Raw genomic sequence first — 21185 nt, forward strand, 5'->3', positions numbered from 1 at the left:
CTCCCCCCGCTGGACAGCGGGTCACGCTCTGATTATGATTCGTCCTATGCTAAATTTCATTTTGTCATAGGTCAATAATGTTTGCCGGAAAAACCGCCAGCGATATCTTCGATCATATCCGCCATCTGGTGCAGAGCGGTGGCTTGCAGCCCGGAGAGGTTCTGCCGCCGGTCCGCGAGCTCGCCAGCCAGCTTGCGGTGAATCGCAATACCGTCGCCGCCGCCTATAAACGGCTGGTCACCTCCGGGCTGGCCGTCAGCCAGGGACGAAACGGCACAGCTATCAAAGCACGGGATCCGCTGCCAGCGCTGGAAGGCGGTGACCCCACGACGCCGCTGAACGATCTTTCCAGCGGCAATCCGGATCCCGCCAGGCTGCCTGATTTACCACGCTATCTGGGCCAAATTGCCCGCACGCCCCGCCTGTATGGCGATGCCCCCATCGAGCCGCGGCTAGGAGAATGGGCTGAGGCATGGTTTGCCAGGGAGATAACCGTTCCCTTTGCCCTGAATCTCGCCAGCGGGGCGATTGACGCGCTGGAGCGTCTGCTGTGCGCCTTGCTGCTCCCCGGCGACGGCGTGGTGGTTGAAGATCCCTGTTTTCTCAGCAGCATCAATATGGTGCGTTACGCTGGCTTTACCCCCTGCCCGGTGGCGGTGGATGCCGAGGGGATGGATCCAGACGGGCTGGAGGAGGCGTTACGCAACGGCGCGCGGGCGGTGATCTTGACCCCGCGCGCGCACAATCCTACCGGCTGTAGCCTGACGGAAACCCGGGCGCATGCCCTGCGGGAGGTGCTGGCCCGCTATCCGCAGGTGCTGGCGATCGTCGATGACCATTTTGCCCTGCTGTCGGCCACGCCCTGGTTTTCTCCTCTGCCAGCGAGCACCCAACGCTGGGCGGTGGTGCGTTCGATGTCAAAAACCCTCGGGCCAGACCTGCGGCTGGCTTTTATCGCCAGCGATGTCGACACCTCCTCCGCGCTGCGTCTGCGGCTTAACGCCGGCAGCCAGTGGGTCAGCCATCTGCTGCAGGATCTGACGCTGGCCTGTCTCACCGATAAGGCGTTTATCGCCTCGATGACGGAGACCCGCCGTCACTATCGGCAACAGAATGAGAAACTGGCGGCAGCGCTGGCCCGGCACGGCGACAGTCATGCTGCGCCTGGCGATGGCCTCAATTTCTGGCTGCCGCTGCCAACGGCGAGCCAACCCTACGCCTTACGCCTGGCCCGCGCCGGCTGGCTGGTCCGCGAGGGGGAGGTGTTTGGCATCCGTACGCCCTCCCACGGGCTACGCCTGTCGCTGGGCCGCCTGAGCGACGCTGAAATTGCCCGCCTGGCGGCCGATATAGCCCAGGTCTTAGACGCCCCCTGACGCAGGCAGTGCGCCGAACGCATCGGGGAGTGATGGCAGCTGTCGACAAATTACTGAAAAATTAAACGAAAACAGGCGTAGTCTTACCTGCATGACCGGAACGTCGAGACGGATACAACGCTCTCGGTGGCTGACAAATCGCTCACAATAAGGAGCACCAGAGATGCATCACATTGACCTGACGCTAAAAACAGTCATTGAGGCCTGCGACCGCGCTATCTCGCAGGAAGATTACGATACCCTGATGGGCTATTACGCGGAAGACGCCGCGCTGGTCGTCAAACCAGGCATGGTGGTCAGAGGGAAAGAGAATATCCGCAAAGCGTTTATCGCCATTGCCGACTATTTCCAGCACCGGCTGATCGTGACTCAGGGGAAAATGGAGATCATCGAGGGCGGCGGCAATGCGCTGGTGATTATGGAGACCCGGCTGGATATCCCGACGGCACAGGGGATAACACAGGTTACGCGACGCGCAACCTATGTCTTTCAGAAGCAGGGCGAGCGCTGGCTGTGCACCGTCGATAACTCCTACGGCACCGACCTGCTCGATGATTAAATACCCGCTCCCTGGCTAAAGTGTTCCTCGCCGAACACGCCGGTGGAGAGGTAGCGATCGCCGCGATCGCAGACGATCGCCACCACCACCGCGCCTGGGTTTTCGCGAGCGATACGTAACGCCCCGGCTACCGCGCCGCCAGAGCTGACGCCGCAGAAAATGCCTTCCTGTACCGCCAGTTGACGCATGGTGTTCTCGGCATCCTGCTGATGAATATCCAGCACCGCATCCACCAGCGAAGCGTTAAAGATCCCCGGCATATACTCTGCCGGCCAGCGGCGTATCCCGGGAATACTGCTGCCCTCCTCCGGCTGCAGGCCGACAATGGTCACTGGTTTACTCTGTTCGCGCAGAAAACGTGACACGCCGGTAATGGTGCCGGTGGTCCCCATACTGGAGACAAAGTGGGTCATACGCCCCTCGGTCTGCTGCCAGATTTCCGGCCCGGTGGTAGTGTAGTGGGCGTAGGGGTTGTCCGGGTTGTTGAACTGATCCAGCAGTTTGCCCTCCCCGCGCTGAGCCATCTCCAGGGCCAGGTCGCGGGCCCCCTCCATCCCCTGCTCTTTGGTGACCAGGATCAGCTCGGCGCCATAGGCGCGCATCGCGGCCCGGCGCTCCTGGCTCATGTTGTCGGGCATCAGCAGCTTCATCCGGTAGCCTTTCAGCGCGGCGATCATCGCCAGCGCGATACCGGTGTTGCCGCTGGTCGCTTCAATTAGCACGTCGCCGGGCTGAATTTCGCCCCGCTTTTCCGCTTCAACGATCATCGACAGCGCAGCGCGATCTTTCACCGAACCGGCTGGATTATTGCCTTCAAGTTTGACCCAGATTTCGCTGCCATTGTCCGGCCCCAGACGCTGAAGCCTGACCAGAGGGGTATTGCCGATGGTGTGTTCGAGTGTATTCACGATTTTTACTCAATAAAAAAGCCGGGCGGCGCTTCGCTTACCCGGCCTACCAGACGCGTGATAATTCCAGACCGGGTAAGCACAGCGTCACCCGGCAAAAGCACATGGATTTAAGCTATCAGGCCGACTGCGCCAGAGCAAGCTCGCCGCGCGGCTCGATACGCTCGGTACCGTTGTACAGGCGCGCGTTTTGCAGCCCGACGAACAGCCGTTCGCCGCGGGACGGCGCCTCATCGCCCGTTAACACCACGCTCAGCGGTTCGTCATACCACCCCAGAGGCTGGACGACTAATTGGGTGTAGTGACCTTTCGGGCTGGCCTCCAGGACCTGCACCGGCAGCGGCGAATCCAGGCTGGTTCGGCGGCTGATGTCCACTTCCCACGGACGCAGGAACAGATCCACCGGCCCCTGGTAAGCCGGGGTATAGCCTAACGGCCAGCGGTGAGCGCCAACGTGGAACTGTCCGCCGCGGATAACCCCCTGCAGGCGATTCACTTCCCCCATGAACTCCAGCACGAAGCGGGTCGACGGCTCACGCCACACGCGTTCAGGCGCATCGGCCTGTTCGATGTTGCCCTGGCTCATCACCACCACCCGGTCGGCAACTTCCATCGCCTCTTCCTGATCGTGGGTGACGAACACGCTGGTAAATTTCAGCTCTTCATGCAGCTGACGCAGCCAGCGGCGCAGCTCTTTACGCACCTGCGCATCCAGCGCGCCGAAAGGTTCATCCAGCAGCAGAATTTGCGGCTCTACCGCCAGGGCGCGCGCCAGCGCCACGCGCTGTTTCTGACCACCGGACAGCTGCGCCGGATAGCGATCCGCCAGGTGAGCCAGTTGCACCATCTCCAGCAGTTTGGTCACTTTGGCTTTAATCGCCGCGGCGTTGGGTCGTTCGCGGCGCGGCAGCACGGTCAGGCCAAAGGCGATGTTATCGAACACGGTCATATGGCGGAACAGCGCATAGTGCTGGAAGACGAAGCCCACTTTACGGTCGCGGGCGTGCATCCGGCTGACGTCGGTACCGTGGAAGCGGATATGACCGCTGGTCTGATGCTCCAGCCCGGCGATAATCCGCAGCAGGGTCGTTTTCCCGGAGCCGGAAGGCCCCAGCAGCGCAACCATTTGTCCGGAAGGGATATCCAGCGAGATATCATTCAGCACCTGGGTGCGACCAAACGATTTCTTAATATTGGCAATCTCAATGCTCATGATTTCCCTCCTGTTGCGCGCGTTTTTCCTGATTGGCCAGACGCCATTGCAACATACTCTTTAAAAACAGGGTCAGAATAGCCATTAACGTCAGCAGGGCCGCGGCGGTAAACGAGCCGACGGTGTTGTAATCCTGCTCCAGTAATTCAATTTGCAGCGGCAGTGACAGGGTTTCTCCGCGGATCGAACCGGAGACCACCGACACCGCGCCGAATTCGCCGATGGCGCGGGCGTTGGTCAACACCACGCCGTACAGCAGCGCCCAGCGAATATTGGGCAGCGTCACCCGGCGGAACATCTGCCAGCCGGAAGCGCCCAGCAAGACCGCCGCCTCATCTTCATGACTGCCCTGACTCATCATCACCGGCACCAGCTCACGCACCACAAACGGACAGGTGACAAAGATCGTCGCCAGCACCATGCCCGGCCAGGCGAACATGATTTGCAGGTTATGCGCATCAAGCCAGCCGCCCAGCGGACCGTTAGAGCCGTAGAACAGCAGATAAACCAGACCGGCTACCACCGGCGAGACAGCGAACGGGATATCCAGCATCGTCAATAGCAGCTGGCGTCCCGGGAACGTAAAGCGCGTGACCAGCCAGGCCAGCAAGGTCCCGAACACCAGGTTCACCGGCACGGTAATCAAGGCGATCATCACCGTCAGCCAGATGGCATGGAGCATGTCCGGATTGGCCAGGTTTTCCAGCACCGGCATTAACCCTTTGCTGAAGGCCTGGATAAAGATGTAAAGCATCGGCACCACGAGGATGAAGGCGGAGACCAGCATCCCGACGCCAATCAGAAACCATTTTCCCCAGTTGATGCGGGGCGCGTCGTAGCGTTTCAATTGAGTAACTTCCGCCATTAGTGACCTACCACGCGTCGACCAAAGCGACTCTGCAGGGTATTGATGGAAAACAGCAGCAGCAGTGAGGCGGCCAGGATCACCGAGGCGATGGCGCTCGCCGCCGGATAGTCAAACTCCTGCAGTCGAATAAAGATCATCAGCGACGTCACTTCCGTCTTCCACGCGATGTTGCCGGCGATAAAAATCACCGCGCCAAATTCGCCGAGGCTGCGGGTAAACGACAGGGCAATGCCCGCCAGCAGCGCTGGCGACAGCTCCGGCAGCACCACCTTGCGGAAGCTCTGCCAGCGCGTAGCGCCCAGCGTTTCCGCTGCTTCTTCATATTCCGGTCCCAGCTCTTCCAGCACCGGCTGCACGGTACGTACCACGAAGGGGATGCTGGTGAAGGCCATCGCCACGGCGATACCGAGCCAGGTATAGGTCACTTTAATATCGAACTTCGCCAGCCATTCCCCGTAAATGCCGTTAACCGAAAACAGCGAAGCCAGGGTCAGGCCGGCCACCGCCGTCGGCAGCGCAAACGGCAGATCCATTAAGGCATCCAGCAGCGTGCGGCCCGGAAAACGATAGCGGGTAAGGATCCACGCCATCAGCAGGCCGAAGACGCCGTTAAAAATCGAGGCCACGAACGCCGACAGCAGCGTCACCTTATAGGCCGCCACCACCTGCGGGTTGGTGATCACATCCCAGTACTGCGCCCAGCTCATCTGCGCCAGCTGCATCACCAGCGCGCTGAGCGGTAATAACAGAATCAGACAGACAAACAGCAGGCTGGTGCCGAGGCTCAGGGTAAAGCCCGGCAGCACGCGCTTGGACGACACAGCAAACATTACTTACGCCCCGCCGCCAGCAGTTTGTCCAGTTCGCCGCCGCTGGCGAAGTGGGTTTTCATCACCTCAGGCCAGGAGCCAAACTTGTCCTCCACGCGGAACAGTTCGGTCTGCGGGAATTTATCCTTCAGCGAATCCATCACTTTCGGGTTGTTTACCCGATAGTAGTAGTCGGTAATGATGGTCTGCGCCTGCGGACTGTAGAGCCAGTTCAGGTAGGCCTTCGCCGCCTTTTCCGTGCCGTTGGCTTTGACGTTTTTATCCACCCAGGCCACCGGGAACTCCGCCAGAATGTTGGTTTTCGGGATCACCACTTCAAATCCCTGCGCCTCATACTGCTTGCGAATATTGTTCACTTCCGACTCGAAGCTGATCAGCACATCGCCCAGGCCGCGCTCGGCGAAGGTGGTGGTCGCCCCGCGTCCGCCGGTGTCGAAGACTTCGACGTTCTTCAGGAACTGGGTCATAAACTGTTCGGTTTTGGCTTTATCGCCGCCGTCGGCTTTATCCGCCGCGCCCCAGGCCGCCAGGTAGGTGTACCGCGCGTTGCCCGAGGTTTTCGGGTTCGGGAAGATCAGCTTAACGTCGGAGCGGACCAGGTCGTTCCAGTCATGAATGTTTTTCGGGTTGCCTTTGCGCACCAGGAAGCCCATCGTCGAATAGAACGGCGAGCTGTTGTTCGGCAGGCGGCTTTGCCAGTCGGCCGGGATCAGGTTGCCTTTGTCATGCAGGATCTGCACGTCCGTCACCTGGTTGTAGGTCACCACGTCCGCCTTCAGGCCCTGCAGGATCGCCAGCGCCTGCTTGGACGAGCCAGCGTGCGACTGCTTGATGGTCAGCTTGTCCCCGCCATTGTCCTTCGCCCACTGCTGCTCAAAAGGCGGGTTAAGGGCGGCAAACAGCTCGCGGGAGACATCATAGGAGCTGTTCAGCAGCTCCGTCGCCTGCGCCTGCGCCACCAGCAGCATGGAAGCCGCCAGCGCCAGATATCCTTTTTTCAGTGATTTAACGGCCATTGCGCACCCTTATCAAAAATGATCATTTACTGATGATCATCATATTTATAACGGGTACGAAAGGAGTAACGGTTTTATATACCGTTTGGCGATTTGGAAGTCGAAAAGGGAATAAGCACCTGGCAAAGCTTAGCTGAAAGCGGCTGGCAAATAAGGTGATGAAATCGGACGAGGGGCGAACAGCGTGGCACACTTTGTTAATGGAAAACAGCACAAATTACGCCCGGCAGTTGCGCCGCCACCTGACGCCGCAGGAGCGCCGCCTGTGGCACCAGCTGCGCGATCGCCGTTTTGCCAGCTACAAGTTTCACCGCCAGCATCCCGCTGGACCCTATATTCAAGATTTCGCCTGGTGATTGAGCTCGACGGCGGCCAGGATGACAGCCGGACTGAATACGATGCCCGCCGCACAACATGGCTTAAGCAGCAAGGCTGGACCGTTTACGCTTCTGGAATATCGAGTATGACCGGAACGAAACCGGCGTGCTGCAGGTGATCCTGCGCACGCACGAGCAACTTTCCCCCTCACCCCGGCCCTCTCCCTCACGGAGAGGGTTAGGGTGAAGGGAAAGCATTACAGCGCCTGAATACGCTCCAGGGACGGCGCGAAGTAATAGCCGCCGGTCACCGGTTTGGTGAAGCGCAGCATCGCGTCGCGTTTGCCGTCGGTATCGCCGAACATGCTCAGCAGCTGCTGCTCGATGTTGTACAGACGCGCGCAGTAGGCGCAAAAATAGAGGCCATGGGTACCGCTGGCGGTGCCATACGGCAGGCTCTGGCGGACGATTTTCAGCCCTTTGCCATCTTCTTTTAAGTCAACGCGGCTCAGGTGAGACGTGACCGGACGTGCGTCGCCATCGATCTCTTCGTTGGCATCCTTGGTGCGGCCAATCATCATCTCCTGATCCGGCACGCTCATGCGGTTCAGCTGTTTGAGATTATGCTCCCAGCGCTGGACGAATACGTAGCTGCCGCCCGCGTCCACGCCGTCTTTGATCACCGCCACTTCACGACGGGTTTCTTCCCCCGCCGGGTTTTCGGTGCCGTCGACGAAGCCGCTGAGGTCACGCTCTTCCACCCAGCGGAAGCCGTGGATCTCTTCTTTCACCTCGATAGCGTCGCCAAAGGCGGCCAGCGCGGCCTGCGCCACCGAGAAGTTCACTTCATGGCGGGCGGATAAAATATGAATCAGCAGGTCATACTGGGTGGATGGCGCCAGCCCTTTGCCGTAGACCGGAAAATCTTTTAACTCCTCCGCCCCTTCGCCGCCGCTCAGCTGACGCCAGACGGTATTGCCGAACGCCACCACCGCACCGAGTTTAGCGTCAGGGAATTTAGCCTGGAAGGTGGCCACGTTATCGACAAAATTTTTGCTCGCTTCGCGCAGGGCGTTAACGTCCCCTTTGATATTGGCTTCAATCCAAATCGCCGCGCGGCAATGTTCCGGCAAAATGCCGCTCTGAACCTGAGACATCGCTCCTCCTGAAATGATGCAATTACAACGCTGTCGCGTTGCTAACGCGCCATTGTAACCGTTTTTCAGGGCCGTCGTGTCTCTTCAGATCAATTTAGCGACGCCAGATAATTTTGCTGACCTTCCAGTTTTTCAGCGTATCGTCGGAGGGCATCAGCTCCTCCGGGCCGCTCCAGTGACCGGTGAAGGCGTAACTGATATGCTGGCTCCCCTCGGCCTGACACTCGACGACCGCGCCATTGTCATTGCTGCCTTTCTGGCAGTTGCCGAAGGCTTTGCTGTACAGGTCGCTGAACGGTGTGCCGATTTTCACGCCGCTGGCGGTTTTGATTTCGGCATCGCGCACGTCAATCCGGCTGATGGCGCCGTTGTCGCCATTGATGGTCAGCGCCACGCTGTTGTCTTTCAGCGCTTCAAAGTAGTGGACGATATTCCCCTTATCGGTCTTCATTCCGCTGCGCAAACGGTAGTCGCTCCCCAGCGCATCGCTAATGGCCTGTTCGTTGAGCGGCGTGGACGCCGTCAGTTTCCCCACCCCCTGCTCGGTCACCTCGGTGGAAGAACCAAACCAGTTCCACGGATAGGCCGCCGACCAGTTGACCGCGCTCATCGTTGAACAGCCGGTCAGCGCCAGCGGAAGCGCGCAGAGCATTACACGTAGCGATTTCATATCACAATCCTTTCTGAGTCATTCAACGCATGTTGGAGTTCACGATCGGCAAAAAGTGCCATTAAAAGGTGGTCTGGCGAAAACAGGCGCCGAGGCGACGGCTGGTCGCCAGCCACCACAGGGCATAACCATCCGCCGCCAGCAGTCCGATGGTCAGCGAGGAGGGAGATTCGCCGCTCAGCCATAGCATCGGCTGCCACAGCAACAGCAGCACTTGCGATAACACCAGCAGCCAGCGCATCGCCCGCCACAGGCGCGGCAGGCGCTGACGATAGCCGCTAAGCAGAAAGGCCAGCACCGCCGGCACGCCGGGGAGTAGACCGAGCCAGAAGCGGTCGTGATCGGGATAGAACAGATTTAGAATCGCGTCGCCCTGCTGACGCGACGCGCCGGCCATCAAGAACAGCACCCAGGTGCGGGCCTGTAACAACAGCACGCACCAGAAAAGGAAAGGCAGACGCAGACGGCCATGGGCATCAAAATCGGCGGGGATAAACTCAGTATTCTTCATCTTCAATCAGGCGTTTGCCCAGGGTCAGGACATCGGCGTACTCATAGCCCAGCCGCTCGTACATCCCCTGCACCACGTCGTTGTCCTCGCGGACCATAATATTGATTTTCGGGCAGCCGCGAGCAATCAGCTTTTTCTCCAGACGGTTGAGCAGCGCGTTCGCGATCCCCCGACCGCGATATTCCGGATGGACGCCCAGATAGTAGGCCGACCCGCGATGGCCGTCATATCCGCCCATCACCGTACCGACGACTTCGCCGTTCACTTCCGCCACCAGGAACAGGCTGACATCGTGATTCAGCTTGCGCTCAATATCCATCTCCGGATCGTTCCAGGGACGCAGCAGATCGCAACGCTCCCACAGCGTCACAACCTCTTCGAAATCCTGCTGGCGAAAAACGCGAATCTCCATGGTATTCCCCACCATTGACGGTTAAAAACAGTGATTATGGCGCGAATATGACGGATAGCCAATATCAGGCGAAATCAGCGACAAAAAATGGCATAATATGACTTTGTCATGTATTGAAATGAAAAGTAAAACAATTCTTATTTTGAATGGTCGTAACGGCAAACGCGATACGATATAACATTGGACATCACTTGTTTACAATTCAGGCCGAATGAGCACTTTTAAACCCTTAAAAATACTTGCTTCGCGCCGTCAGGTGCTGAAAGCCGGGCTGGCTGCCATGACGCTGAGCGGCGTCACCGCACAGGTCAGCGCAAAAGAGCAGCCACTGAAAACATCAAATGGACACAGCAAACCCGCCGCCAAAAAGGCCGGCGCACGCCGCATTGTGATGCTCGACCCGGGCCACGGCGGCATCGACACCGGGGCTATCGGCCATAATGGCTCGAAAGAGAAGCATGTGGTGCTGGCGATCGCTAAGAACGTGCGCAGCATCTTGCGCAGCAACGGCATTGATGCCCGCCTGACCCGCACCGGCGATACCTTTATCCCGCTGTATGACCGCGTGGAGATTGCCCATCAGCACGGCGCCGATCTGTTTATGTCGATCCACGCCGATGGCTTCACCAACCCGAGCGCTGCCGGCGCCTCGGTGTTCGCTCTGTCAAACCGCGGCGCCAGTAGCGCCATGGCGAAATACCTCTCCGATCGCGAAAACCGCGCCGACGAGGTCGCCGGTAAGAAAGCGACGGATAAAGACCATCTGCTGCAGCAGGTGCTGTTCGATCTGGTACAGACCGACACCATTAAAAACAGCCTGACGCTGGGCTCGCATATCCTGAAAAAGATCAAGCCGGTGCATAAGCTGCACAGCCGCAATACCGAACAGGCGGCGTTCGTGGTGCTGAAGTCGCCGTCCATACCGTCCGTGCTGGTGGAAACTTCGTTCATTACGAACCCGAACGAGGAAAAACTGCTCGGCACCACCGCCTTCCGGCAGAAAATCGCCACCGCGATTGCCAACGGCATTATCAGCTATTTCCACTGGTTCGATAACCAGAAAGCCCATTCGAAGAGACGTTAATGAAACCCGATGCCGCGCAGGTTAAAACTTTTCTGCTCCAGCTGCAGGACAGCCTCTGTCAGCAGCTAAGCGCCGTGGATGGCGCGCCGTTTATTGAAGACGCCTGGCAGCGGGAAGGCGGCGGCGGCGGACGCAGCCGGGTGCTGCGCGACGGCAATGTGTTCGAGCAGGCGGGGGTCAACTTTTCCCATGTCCATGGCGACGCCATGCCAGCCTCCGCCACCGCCCACCGCCCGGAGCTGGCCGGACGCAGCTTTGAAGCCATGGGCGTCTCGCTGGTGGTCCATCCGCTGAACCCCTATGTGCCCACCAGCCACGCCAACGTGCGGTTCTTTATTGCCGAAAAGCCTGGCGCCGAGCCGGTGTGGTGGTTCGGCGGCGGCTTTGATTTAACCCCTTACTACGGCTTTGAAGAGGATGCCGTCCACTGGCATCGTACCGCCCGCGATCTGTGTCTGCCGTTCGGCGAAGCCGTCTATCCGCGCTATAAAAAATGGTGCGATGATTATTTCTATCTGAAGCACCGCCAGGAACAGCGCGGGATTGGCGGTCTGTTCTTTGACGACCTGAACACCCCGGATTTTGACCACTGCTTCGCCTTTATGCAGGCAGTGGGTAACGGTTACGCTGACGCCTATTTACCCATCGTCGAACGCCGAAAAGCCACGCCGTACGGCGAGCGTGAGCGCCATTTTCAGCTCTATCGCCGCGGCCGCTACGTCGAATTCAATCTGGTCTGGGACCGTGGCACCCTGTTCGGTCTGCAGACCGGCGGTAGGACGGAATCTATTCTGATGTCGATGCCGCCGCTGGTACGCTGGGAATATGATTACCAGCCGGAGGCCGGCAGCCCTGAGGCGGCGCTGAACGAGTTTATTAAAGTGAAAGCCTGGATCTGAGCGACGCCAAATCAGACCAAAAAGCCCCGGAGTACCGGGGCTTTTTTATGACATTTACAGCGGTTCGGTTTGCGCTTCGACAACCGCCAGCGCCACCATATTCACGATGCGACGCACAGAGGCGATCGGCGTCAGGATATGCACCGGCTTCGCTACCCCCATCAGCACCGGCCCGACGGTGACCCCTTCCGAACTGGAGACGCGCAGCAGGTTATAGCTGATCCGGGCGGCTTCCATATTCGGCATCACCAGAATATTGGCCGACCCCTTCAGCGGACTGTCCGGCATGCGATCGTTGCGAATGCTTTCCACCAGCGCGGCGTCGCCATGCATTTCGCCATCGATCATCAGCTCCGGCGCGCGCGCCTTCACCAGCTCAAGGGTTCTGCGCATCTTGCTGGCGGACGGGCAGTCGGCAGAGCCAAAGTTGGAATGCGACAGCAACGCCACCCGCGGTTCGATACCAAAGCGACGCACGCTTTCCGCCGCCATCAGGGTGATCTCCGCCAGCTCTTCCGGCGATGGATCGTGATTGACATAGGTGTCAGCGATAAAGGTGTTGCCGCTCGGCAGCAGCAGCGCGTTCATCGCCCCGGCGGTGCTGACGCCGTCGCGATAGCCGAACAGCGGCTGCACCACGCGGTAGTGGTCATGGTACTCGCCAATGGTGCCGCAGATCATCGCATCCGCTTCGCCACGGTGAACCATGATGGCGCCAATCACCGTGGTGTTGCTAATCACCGCCCGCTGCGCCTGCTCCTGGGTAATGCCGCGGCGTTTCATCAGCTGGTAGTACTCGCTCCAGTACTCTTTAAACCGCGGGTCGGATTCATTATTGACGATCTCGAAGTCAACGCCGGCCTTGATCTGCAGGCCCAGCTTCTGGATGCGCATTTCAATCACGCTCGGGCGCCCCACCAGAATCGGTTTGGCCAGCCCCAGCGACACCAGCTCCTGGGTGGCGTGCAGCACCCGGGTCTCCTCCCCTTCCGCCAGCACCACGCGCTTCGGCTCTTTGCGCGCCTGAGAGAAGATAGGCTTCATAAACAGGTTGGTCTTATAGACGAACTCGCTCAGCTTCTCGATATAGGCGTCAAAATCGGCGATCGGGCGCGTCGCCACGCCGGAGTCCATCGCCGCCTTCGCCACCGCGGGGGCGATCTTGACGATCAGCCGCGGATCGAACGGTTTCGGAATAATATAGTCCGGGCCAAAGCTTAAATCCTGATCGCCGTAGGCGGAGGCCACCACTTCGCTCTGTTCGGCGTGGGCCAGCTCGGCAATGGCATGCACCGCCGCCAGCTTCATCTCTTCGTTGATCGCCGTCGCGCCGACGTCCAGCGCGCCGCGGAAGATGAACGGGAAGCAGAGGACGTTGTTGACCTGGTTAGGGTAGTCGGAGCGGCCGGTGCAGATGATGGCGTCATCGCGGACCTGCTTCGCCAGCGGCGGCAGAATTTCCGGCTCCGGGTTGGCCAGGGCGAGGATCAGCGGCGCGCGCGCCATCTTCTTCACCATCTCCGGGGTCAGCACTTTCGGACCGGAGCAACCGAGGAAAATGTCCGCGCCGTCGATCACGTCATCGAGGGTGCGTTTGCCGTCGTCTTCCACTGCGTAGGCCGCTTTGGTTTCCGCCATGTTCGGCTCACGATCCTTATAGATAACGCCTTTCGAATCGCAGACCACGATGTTGTGCTTTTGCATCCCCAGCGCCACCAGCAGGTTCATGCAGGCGATAGCCGCCGCCCCCGCGCCGGAGACCACCATCCGCACGTCGGACAGATTCTTCTCAACGACGCGCAGGCCGTTGAGGATCGCCGCGGTGCTGATGATCGCCGTGCCGTGCTGATCGTCATGGAACACCGGAATATTCATCCGCTCGCGCAGCTGCTGCTCAATGTAGAAACACTCCGGCGCTTTAATATCTTCGAGGTTGATGCCGCCGAAGGTCGGCTCGAGGGCGGCGACGACGTTAATGAATTTGTCCGGGTCCAGCTCATCGACTTCGATATCAAACACATCGATGCCGGCAAATTTCTTAAACAGGACGCCTTTGCCCTCCATTACCGGTTTGCCGGCCAGGGCGCCGATGTTGCCAAGCCCCAGCACCGCGGTGCCGTTGGAGACGACCGCCACCAGGTTGCCGCGGGCGGTATATTTGTAGGCCGCCAGCGGATCTTTTTCGATTTCCAGACAGGGGGCCGCGACGCCCGGCGAGTAGGCCAGCGCCAGATCGCGCTGGGTGGCGAGAGGTTTGGTCGGCGAGACCTGGATTTTTCCGGGAACCGGAAATTCGTGGAAGTCGAGGGCGCTCTGTTTTAACTGCTCATCCATTTTATATTCCTTTCTTTCACGTATCGTTCGTAGGGAAAAAGCGTGATGACCATCCTGTCGTTCACCTTTCAGTGGCAGACAGTATCCCTCCTGGCGGGGCGATAAACTTTGAACACCGCCAAACTCTGGCCATCGCTATGATCTGGTTGTTATCAATTTATAGCGGTTATGTTACCCGGATTCGCCGCCAATAATAGCCCCGTCTGCTATGCTTTTTGGTTATGTACCTCATCAATATTTATACCGCATACCGGCAAGCACTCATGTAACACCTTGTTCCAGGAGGACTTATCCATGAATCAGCTCGACAGTATTAAGCAGTTCACCACCGTGGTCGCCGACAGCGGCGACATCGAATCCATCCGCCACTACCATCCGGAAGATGCCACCACCAACCCCTCCCTGCTGCTGAAGGCCGCCGGGCTGGCGTCCTATAGCGGACTCATCGACGACGCGATCGCCTGGGCCAAAAAGCAAGGAGGCAGCCGCGAAGCGCAGGTAACTCACGCCTGCGATAAGCTGGCGGTCAATTTTGGCGCGGAGATCCTCAAAAGCATTCCTGGCCGTGTCTCCACCGAGGTGGACGCCCGGCTCTCCTTCAACCGGGAGAAGAGTATCGAGAAGGCGCGCCATCTGGTGGCGCTGTATCAGGAGATGGGCATTGATAAGTCACGGATCCTGATCAAGCTGGCCTCCACCTGGGAGGGGATCCGCGCCGCCGAAACGCTGGAAAAAGAGGGGATCCACTGCAACCTGACGCTGCTGTTTTCCTTCGCCCAGGCCCGGGCCTGCGCCGAAGCCGGTGTCTATCTGATCTCCCCTTTCGTCGGGCGTATTTATGACTGGTATCAGGCGCGCAAACCGCTGGATCCTTACGTGGTTGAGGAAGATCCAGGAGTGAAATCCGTGCGCAATATCTATGACTACTTCAAACAGCATAAATACAACACCATCGTGATGGGCGCCAGCTTCCGCCGCACCGAGCAGATCCTCGCCCTGGTCGGCTGCGACCGCCTGACCATCGCCCCGCCTTTATTAAAAGAGCTGCAGGCCAGCGACGCCCCGGTGGTGCGCAAACTGATCCCTGCCAGCCAGATCCTGCCGCGCCCGGTGCCGCTCAGCGAGGCGGAGTTCCGCTGGGAACATAATCAGGATCCTATGGCGGTCGAAAAGCTGGCGGAGGGTATCCGCCTGTTCGCCGTCGATCAACGCAAACTGGAAGATCTGCTTGCCGCCAAACTGTCACTTTAGTCTCACGGAGAAAACTATGTCCCGAAGAGAGCTTGCCAACGCCATCCGCGCCCTCAGTATGGACGCGGTGCAGAAAGCCAATTCCGGCCACCCCGGTGCGCCAATGGGGATGGCAGATATTGCCGAAGTGCTGTGGAACGATTTTCTCAAGCACAATCCGCAGAACCCTGGCTGGGTGGACCGCGACCGCTTTATTCTGTCCAACGGCCACGCGTCGATGCTGCTCTACAGTCTGCTGCACCTGACCGGCTACGATCTGCCGCTGTCAGAGCTGAAGCAGTTCCGCCAGCTGCACTCTAAAACGCCGGGTCACCCGGAGCATGGCTATACCCCCGGGGTGGAGACCACCACCGGCCCGCTGGGCCAGGGGCTGGCGAACGCCGTCGGTATGGCCATTGCCGAACGCACCCTGGCGGCGCAGTTTAACCGCCCCGGTCACGAGATTATCGACCATCACACCTGGGTTTTCATGGGCGATGGCTGTCTGATGGAGGGGATCTCCCATGAGGCCTGTTCGCTGGCAGGCACGCTCGGACTGGGCAAGCTGATCGGTTTTTACGATCACAACGGCATCTCCATCGACGGCAAAACCGAAGGCTGGTTTTCCGACGATACAGCGGAACGCTTCCGCGCCTACCACTGGCATGTGATCGGCGATATCGACGGCCACGATCCGCAGGCCATCAAACAGGCCATTACGGAAGCGCAGGCGGTGAAAGATAAGCCGTCGCTGATCATCTGTCGGACCATCATCGGCTTCGGTTCGCCCAACAAAGCCGGCTCAGAGGAGTCGCACGGCGCGGCGCTGGGTGAAAAAGAGGTGGCCCTGGCCCGCCAGCAGTTGGGCTGGAAATATCCGCCCTTTGAGATCCCGAAAGAGATCTATCAGGGCTGGGATGCGCGGCCACGCGGCGAAAAAGCCGAGCACGCCTGGAACGAGAAATTCGCCGCCTACCAGCAGCAGTTCCCGGAACTGGCCGCTGAGCTGACCCGTCGCATGGCAGGCGCCCTGCCGGAAGATTTTGCCGCGACGGCGCGTGACTACGTGGCGAAGCTGCAGGCCGAGCCGGCGAAGATCGCCAGCCGTAAAGCCTCGCAGAATGCGCTGAACGCGTACGGGCCGCACCTCCCGGAGCTGCTGGGCGGTTCGGCGGATCTCGCGCCGAGTAACCTGACCATCTGGTCTGGCTCGACATCGATTAAAGAGGATGCCGCCGGCAACTATATCCACTACGGCGTGCGCGAATTCGGCATGACCGCGGTGGCCAACGGCATCGCCCTGCACGGGGGCTTCATTCCCTATACCTCGACCTTTCTGATGTTTGTGGAATACGCCCGCAACGCCGCGCGCATGGCGGCCCTGATGAAGGCCCGGCAGATCATGGTCTATACCCATGACTCCATTGGTCTTGGGGAAGACGGTCCGACCCACCAGGCGGTGGAACAGCTGGCCAGTCTGCGACTGACGCCCAACTTCAGCACCTGGCGCCCTTGCGACCAGGTGGAGACCGCCGTCGCCTGGCAGGCGGCCATCGCGCGTCAGGGCGGACCGACGGCGCTGATCTTGTCGCGACAAAACCTGGCGCAGATGCCGCGTACCCCGCAACAGGTTCAGGATATCGCCCGGGGCGGCTACGTGCTGAAGGATGCCGGCGGCAAACCCGACCTGATCCTTATCGCCACCGGCTCGGAAGTGGAAATCACCGTCCTGGCGGCGGAAAAACTGTTGGCCAACGGAGTGAATGTGCGGGTGGTTTCGCTCCCCTCCACCGACGTGTTTGATGCTCAGGACGAGGCCTGGCGCGAGTCGGTGCTGCCGTCGGACGTCAGCGCCCGGGTGGCCGTCGAGGCCGGGATAGCGGACTACTGGTATAAATATGTCGGCTTAAAAGGCAAGATCGTCGGCATGACCGGCTACGGTGAATCCGCCCCGGCGGAGCAGCTGTTCCCGTTCTTTGGCTTTACGGTCGACCATATCGTCGCCACCGCCGAACAGGTGCTTAACGGGTGATCCACAGCGTGGGCCAGGCATCTGGCCCCTGCCAGTTGTCGCACGTCGGCTGCTGTGCGTAACGGGAGAGGCTGAACCGCTGGCCGTCAAAACGCCAGCGGGTCTGGATCCCGCAATCGCCAGACGCGCGCCCCTTGTCCAGGGTCACCAGCTCATGACGACGGTCATCATAGCTGGCGTTAATCAGCTCAATCTCCCGCGGCGCCTCGCCGGGCGGCTGAAATGGCAGCGTCAGCCGCACCTGACGGGCGACATACGGGCGCTGGCGGGAGACCAGCCAGGCCAGCCAGACGGTGTTGTACGCCCCGGATTCGCAGCTGGTCATCAGCAGCACTTTGTCATCCGTCAGCGCAGTGACGCGAATTTCGCGGCGGAACGGATCGAGGGAGCAGTTGCTGTTGCTCATCCGCTCATTGCCGTAGTCCATCAGATCGTTGAGTTCATCACGTCCCAGCGGCGACTGCGCCGTGACCGCGCTCGCCACCGCGCGCAGCGCCGGCGCCGGCGGTACGCTGAGCGGCGGCTCCTCCCCTTTGCCGACCCAGGCCGTTTCGCTGCCCACCCGCTTTTGCCGGGCGTCGATAAATAACAGGGCCGCTTTCAGCCCCTGCAGGGAGATGGTCTGCAGGCCGTTGGCCAGCGAGAGGGTTTTTCCCTCCTGGACCCGCTGGAGGAAGGCATCGATCGTCACGCTGTCGTCGGTTTTAATGAGTTTATCTTCAATGCGCCAGCGCTTGTCGGTCAGGGACAGCGGTTTACCATCCAGCAGCAGGCGCGGCGCTATCGGCGCGAGCGTCGCCACCGGATTGCCGGTGCCGCCCAGTTCGATACGCAGGCTGGCGTCAGTAGCCGCCCCGGCGCTGCGGCTGAGGGTCATCACCAGACCATAATGCAGCCCCACGTTGCGGGTGACGCAGAAATTTTGGTTATTACAGGTGACCTGCCAGTCGTTGAAGCGCTGCTGCGCCGGTGCCGACCATGCCTGTGAGCAAGGCAGCACCGCCAGAAAGAGGAAAAAAATGATGCGAAAAAGCATGAACCGCCCGACCCCAGATAAACCCGACCACGGCGCCTATCCTGGACAACGGCAGCCGCTGACTCAATCGGATTTGTCAGAGTTCCCCAACATCAGGCCGGAGGTTTGCAGATACTGCAGCAGAATGACCGCTTTCCCGTCGCGGATCTCCCCATCAGCGACCATCTGTAGCGCCTGGCTAAAGGGCAGCTCCAGCACCTCGATGGCTTCGTCATCCACCCCGCCGCCGCTGGTGGTTCGCTGGGCGTCGCTGTACTCGGCGATAAAGAAATGCACCACTTCGGTGACGCCGCCTGGCGACATAAACAGCTCAAACAGCTTTCGCACCTCGCCCACTTCATAGCCGGTCTCTTCCACCGCCTCTTTCCGAATGCAGGCCTCCGGCTCGTCGTTGTCCAGCAGCCCGGCGCAGGTTTCAATCAGCATGCCGTCATGATTGCCATTGACCCAGGTGGCGACCCGGAACTGACGCACCAGGACCACCGTCTGCTTATGGCGGTTATACAGCAGCACGGTGGCGCCATTGCCGCGATCGTAGACCTCGCGTTTGTGGCGCACGACGCTGCCGTCCGCCCGCGTCAGCTCATAGGTCATGTTGCGTAGTACGAACCAGTTCTCAGAGAGGATTTTATCTTTAATGACGTGAATATTGAGTGACATACCGACCCCACAGCGTAAAAGGACGCCCTCATACTACGCTGCGGAGCCGGGTTTGTCGTCAGTGAAGCGGCGTCGTTTTCAGCCCCAGATAGTCAAGGATCCCCTGCGCCGCGTGACGGCCTTCCGCCATCGCCGTTACCACCAGGTCGGCGCCGCGCACGGCATCGCCCCCGGCAAAGATCTTCTCCTGACTGGTCTGATAACGGTAACGGCTCTCCACTCCGGCTTTAATCCGCCCCTGGCTGTCCAGCGCCACCCCGGCCGCTTCCAGCCAGGGCATGCGGTGCGGGTGGAAGCCAAAGGCCATGATCACCGCCTCTGCCGGCATAACAAACTCGCTGCCGGGGATCGGCGTCGGGCGGCGTCTTCCGCCGGCGTCCGGCGCGCCAAGCTCGGTGCGCAAAAAGCGAACCCCGTTCACCCGTCCGTTCTCGTCCAGCTCAAGCGTCACCGGCTGGACGTTAAACTCAAAGAGCGCCCCCTCTTCGCGGGCGTTTTTGACCTCTTTTTTCGAGCCCGGCATGTTGGCTTCATCCCGCCGATAGGCGCAAGTCACCTGGCGGGCGCCATGGCGCAGCGCGGTGCGCACGCAGTCCATCGCCGTATCGCCGCCCCCCAGCACCACCACGTTCAGCCCGGCGGTGTTGACATAAGGCTCCTGCGTCGATTCCGCCAGCCCCATCACCTGTTTGGTGTTGGCGATAAGAAACGGCAGCGCATCGTAGACCCCGGGCGCCTCTTCATTCGGCAGGCCGGCCTTCATGGAGCGATAGGTTCCGGCGCCGACGAACACCGCGTCATACTCAGCCAGCAGCGTCGCCAGGGGGATATCTTTCCCCACCTCGCAGTTGAGCTCAAAGTGGACGCCCATCTCGCAGAAAATCGCCCGCCGCCGGGCCAGCAGTGACTTATCCAGCTTGAACGCCGGAATGCCGAAGGTCAGCAGGCCGCCGATCTCCGGATGACGGTCAAAGACCACCGGCTGTACGCCGTGGCGCACCAGCACATCGGCGCAGGCCAGCCCGGCCGGTCCGGCGCCGATAATCGCCACCCGTTTACCGCTCGGCTTAACCTGCGAGAGGTCCGGACGCCAGCCGCTGGCCAGCGCCTGGTCGGATATAAATCGCTCAATATTGCCGATGGTGACCGCGCCGCTTTCATCGCGCAGGGTGCAGGCGCCCTCACACAGCCGGTCCTGAGGGCAGACGCGGCCGGTGATCTCCGGCAGACAGTTGGTCTGATGGGACAGGGCGACCGCGGCGGCGATATCCCCTGCCTTCACCAGCTCGACCCACTGCGGAATGTGGTTATGCAGTGGACAGGTCCATTCACAGATGCTGTGTTCTCCACATTTCAGGCAGCGGGCGGCCTGCTGCCGGGCCTGCGTCGGGGTGAACGGCTGATAGATCTCCTCAAAGTGGCTCTTACGCGCCTCCGCCGCCAGCTTATCCGGCTCTCCGCGCGGCGGCGTCATCGCCATTTGCCTGGCCTTCTCGCCGGCGTCGGGCTGCCTGGCGGGGGCCGCGCCGCGCTGCCACGGCTGCGCCTCCTGGCAGGCCGATCGCAGACGCCGCTGCCTGGCCTGCGTGGACAATGTCTCATCGTCGGCGAGGGTCAACGCCTGCGCCGGACAGTTTTCCACACAGGCCGGTCCCGCCTCGCGGCCCGCGCACAGATCGCATTTTTGCGCGCTGGCTTTCACCTGGCCTGCGGCCTGTGGCGTGACCACGACCTGCATCACCCCGAACGGGCAGGCCACCATGCAGGATTTACAGCCAATGCATTTCTCCTGACAGACCTGAACGCTGTCGCCAGTCTGGGCGATGGCGCCGTTGGGGCAGCTGCGGAGGCAGGGGGCGTCTTCGCAGTGGCGGCAGGTGATGGCGTTACGCTGCCCTTCTGCTTTAATCACGGTGATACGGGGCAAAAAGCGCTGCGGGGTCAGCGCATGTTGCTCCTCGTTATGCGCCATTACGCAGGCCACTTCGCAGGCCTGGCAACCGATACATTTTCGGCTATCGCTCAATATAAAGTGGTTCATGGCTTCCTTTTGTCTTATTGGTGAATAACCCC

19 protein-coding genes and 1 pseudogene are annotated in these 21185 nt (G+C 60.2%); 7 read left to right on the forward strand and 13 right to left on the reverse strand.

All coding sequences use genetic code 11. The features are described from left to right. Nucleotides 1-77: 77 nt before the first annotated feature. Both ptsJ and L2I46_RS11265 read left to right on the forward strand, forming a co-directional pair. Entirely contained in the window at nucleotides 78-1376 is a 1299-nt protein-coding gene (gene ptsJ, locus L2I46_RS11260) for a MocR-like B6 salvage transcription factor PtsJ (protein ID WP_064157295.1), read from the forward strand. Nucleotides 1377-1539: 163 nt separating this feature from the next. Next, on the forward strand, nucleotides 1540-1935 hold the full coding sequence (locus L2I46_RS11265; RefSeq protein ID WP_049013912.1) for a YybH family protein: 396 nt from the start codon (nucleotides 1540-1542) through the stop codon (nucleotides 1933-1935). Here L2I46_RS11265 and cysM read toward each other — a convergent pair. From cysM to cysP, 5 genes are all read right to left on the reverse strand, one after another. Next, on the reverse strand, nucleotides 1932-2843 hold the full coding sequence (cysM, locus tag L2I46_RS11270; protein WP_236947870.1) for a cysteine synthase CysM: 912 nt from the start codon (nucleotides 2841-2843) through the stop codon (nucleotides 1932-1934). The genes L2I46_RS11265 and cysM overlap by 4 nt on opposite strands. A gap of 118 nt (nucleotides 2844-2961) precedes the next feature. Next, complete coding sequence (gene cysA, locus L2I46_RS11275) at nucleotides 2962-4056, reverse strand: sulfate/thiosulfate ABC transporter ATP-binding protein CysA (RefSeq protein ID WP_004201991.1); 1095 nt, start codon at nucleotides 4054-4056, stop codon at nucleotides 2962-2964. After that, a complete protein-coding gene (gene cysW / locus L2I46_RS11280) occupies nucleotides 4046-4921 on the reverse strand; it encodes a sulfate/thiosulfate ABC transporter permease CysW (RefSeq protein WP_004201990.1) in 876 nt (291 codons plus the stop codon). Before cysW ends, cysA begins: the two co-directional genes overlap by 11 nt. Next, nucleotides 4921-5754: a sulfate/thiosulfate ABC transporter permease CysT gene (gene cysT / locus L2I46_RS11285; protein WP_002913626.1), complete on the reverse strand. Its 834-nt coding sequence runs from the start codon at nucleotides 5752-5754 to the stop codon at nucleotides 4921-4923. Before cysT ends, cysW begins: the two co-directional genes overlap by 1 nt. Further along, nucleotides 5754-6770 carry a thiosulfate/sulfate ABC transporter substrate-binding protein CysP gene (cysP, locus tag L2I46_RS11290; RefSeq protein WP_032444750.1) on the reverse strand — a complete coding sequence of 339 codons (1017 nt, stop codon included), beginning with the start codon at nucleotides 6768-6770 and terminating at the stop codon, nucleotides 5754-5756. Before cysP ends, cysT begins: the two co-directional genes overlap by 1 nt. 200 nt (nucleotides 6771-6970) lie before the next feature. Between cysP and L2I46_RS11295 the strand changes: the two are divergent. Then, nucleotides 6971-7334, forward strand: a pseudogene (locus tag L2I46_RS11295) (endonuclease domain-containing protein). Between the two features lie 10 nt (nucleotides 7335-7344). Here L2I46_RS11295 and L2I46_RS11300 read toward each other — a convergent pair. From L2I46_RS11300 to L2I46_RS11315, 4 genes are all read right to left on the reverse strand, one after another. Continuing rightward, nucleotides 7345-8244, reverse strand: coding sequence for a Dyp-type peroxidase (locus L2I46_RS11300; RefSeq protein ID WP_023290600.1), 900 nt, complete (start codon nucleotides 8242-8244; stop codon nucleotides 7345-7347). Nucleotides 8245-8338: 94 nt separating this feature from the next. Then, nucleotides 8339-8914, reverse strand: coding sequence for an RpoE-regulated lipoprotein (locus L2I46_RS11305; protein WP_032453689.1), 576 nt, complete (start codon nucleotides 8912-8914; stop codon nucleotides 8339-8341). A 61-nt stretch (nucleotides 8915-8975) separates the two neighbouring features. Beyond that, nucleotides 8976-9425 (reverse strand): DUF2919 domain-containing protein, encoded by a 450-nt coding sequence (locus L2I46_RS11310; RefSeq protein ID WP_032453690.1) that lies wholly within the window; start codon nucleotides 9423-9425, stop codon nucleotides 8976-8978. Beyond that, nucleotides 9412-9837 (reverse strand): GNAT family acetyltransferase, encoded by a 426-nt coding sequence (locus L2I46_RS11315; RefSeq protein ID WP_002913637.1) that lies wholly within the window; start codon nucleotides 9835-9837, stop codon nucleotides 9412-9414. The genes L2I46_RS11310 and L2I46_RS11315 overlap by 14 nt, the downstream gene beginning before the upstream one ends. A 211-nt stretch (nucleotides 9838-10048) precedes the next feature. Between L2I46_RS11315 and amiA the strand changes: the two genes are divergently transcribed. Together amiA and hemF are read left to right on the forward strand one after the other, a co-directional pair. Beyond that, on the forward strand, nucleotides 10049-10921 hold the full coding sequence (gene amiA, locus L2I46_RS11320) for an N-acetylmuramoyl-L-alanine amidase AmiA (RefSeq protein WP_004201984.1): 873 nt from the start codon (nucleotides 10049-10051) through the stop codon (nucleotides 10919-10921). After that, the gene (gene hemF / locus L2I46_RS11325) at nucleotides 10921-11820 is read left to right on the forward strand and encodes an oxygen-dependent coproporphyrinogen oxidase (protein WP_032453691.1); all 900 of its coding nucleotides are present in this window, start codon (nucleotides 10921-10923) and stop codon (nucleotides 11818-11820) included. Before amiA ends, hemF begins: the two co-directional genes overlap by 1 nt. Nucleotides 11821-11874: 54 nt before the next feature. Here hemF and maeB read toward each other — a convergent pair whose 3' ends face one another. Next, complete coding sequence (gene maeB / locus L2I46_RS11330; protein ID WP_023290604.1) at nucleotides 11875-14154, reverse strand: NADP-dependent oxaloacetate-decarboxylating malate dehydrogenase; 2280 nt, start codon at nucleotides 14152-14154, stop codon at nucleotides 11875-11877. A 294-nt stretch (nucleotides 14155-14448) separates the two neighbouring features. Here maeB and tal point away from each other — a divergent pair, with 294 nt between their 5' ends. Further along, nucleotides 14449-15405: a transaldolase gene (gene tal / locus L2I46_RS11335; protein WP_023290605.1), complete on the forward strand. Its 957-nt coding sequence runs from the start codon at nucleotides 14449-14451 to the stop codon at nucleotides 15403-15405. Between the two features lie 16 nt (nucleotides 15406-15421). Further along, the gene (tkt, locus tag L2I46_RS11340; RefSeq protein ID WP_023290606.1) at nucleotides 15422-17416 is read left to right on the forward strand and encodes a transketolase; all 1995 of its coding nucleotides are present in this window, start codon (nucleotides 15422-15424) and stop codon (nucleotides 17414-17416) included. On the opposite strand, the gene L2I46_RS11345 is transcribed toward tkt, so the two are convergent. The 3 genes from L2I46_RS11345 to aegA all read right to left on the reverse strand — a co-directional run bounded on the left by L2I46_RS11345 (nucleotide 17406) and on the right by aegA (nucleotide 21153). Beyond that, a complete protein-coding gene (locus L2I46_RS11345) occupies nucleotides 17406-18452 on the reverse strand; it encodes a DUF1176 domain-containing protein (RefSeq protein ID WP_023290607.1) in 1047 nt (348 codons plus the stop codon). The genes tkt and L2I46_RS11345 overlap by 11 nt on opposite strands. A 63-nt stretch (nucleotides 18453-18515) precedes the next feature. Next, entirely contained in the window at nucleotides 18516-19112 is a 597-nt protein-coding gene (gene nudK, locus L2I46_RS11350) for a GDP-mannose pyrophosphatase NudK (RefSeq protein WP_032453697.1), read from the reverse strand. A gap of 58 nt (nucleotides 19113-19170) precedes the next feature. After that, the gene (gene aegA, locus L2I46_RS11355; protein WP_236947871.1) at nucleotides 19171-21153 is read right to left on the reverse strand and encodes a formate-dependent uric acid utilization protein AegA; all 1983 of its coding nucleotides are present in this window, start codon (nucleotides 21151-21153) and stop codon (nucleotides 19171-19173) included. Nucleotides 21154-21185: the final 32 nt, after the last annotated feature.

The sequence above is a fragment of the Klebsiella sp. 2019SCSN059 genome, from assembly GCF_021739525.1.
In the GTDB taxonomy this organism is placed as follows: domain Bacteria; phylum Pseudomonadota; class Gammaproteobacteria; order Enterobacterales; family Enterobacteriaceae; genus Klebsiella; species Klebsiella quasipneumoniae.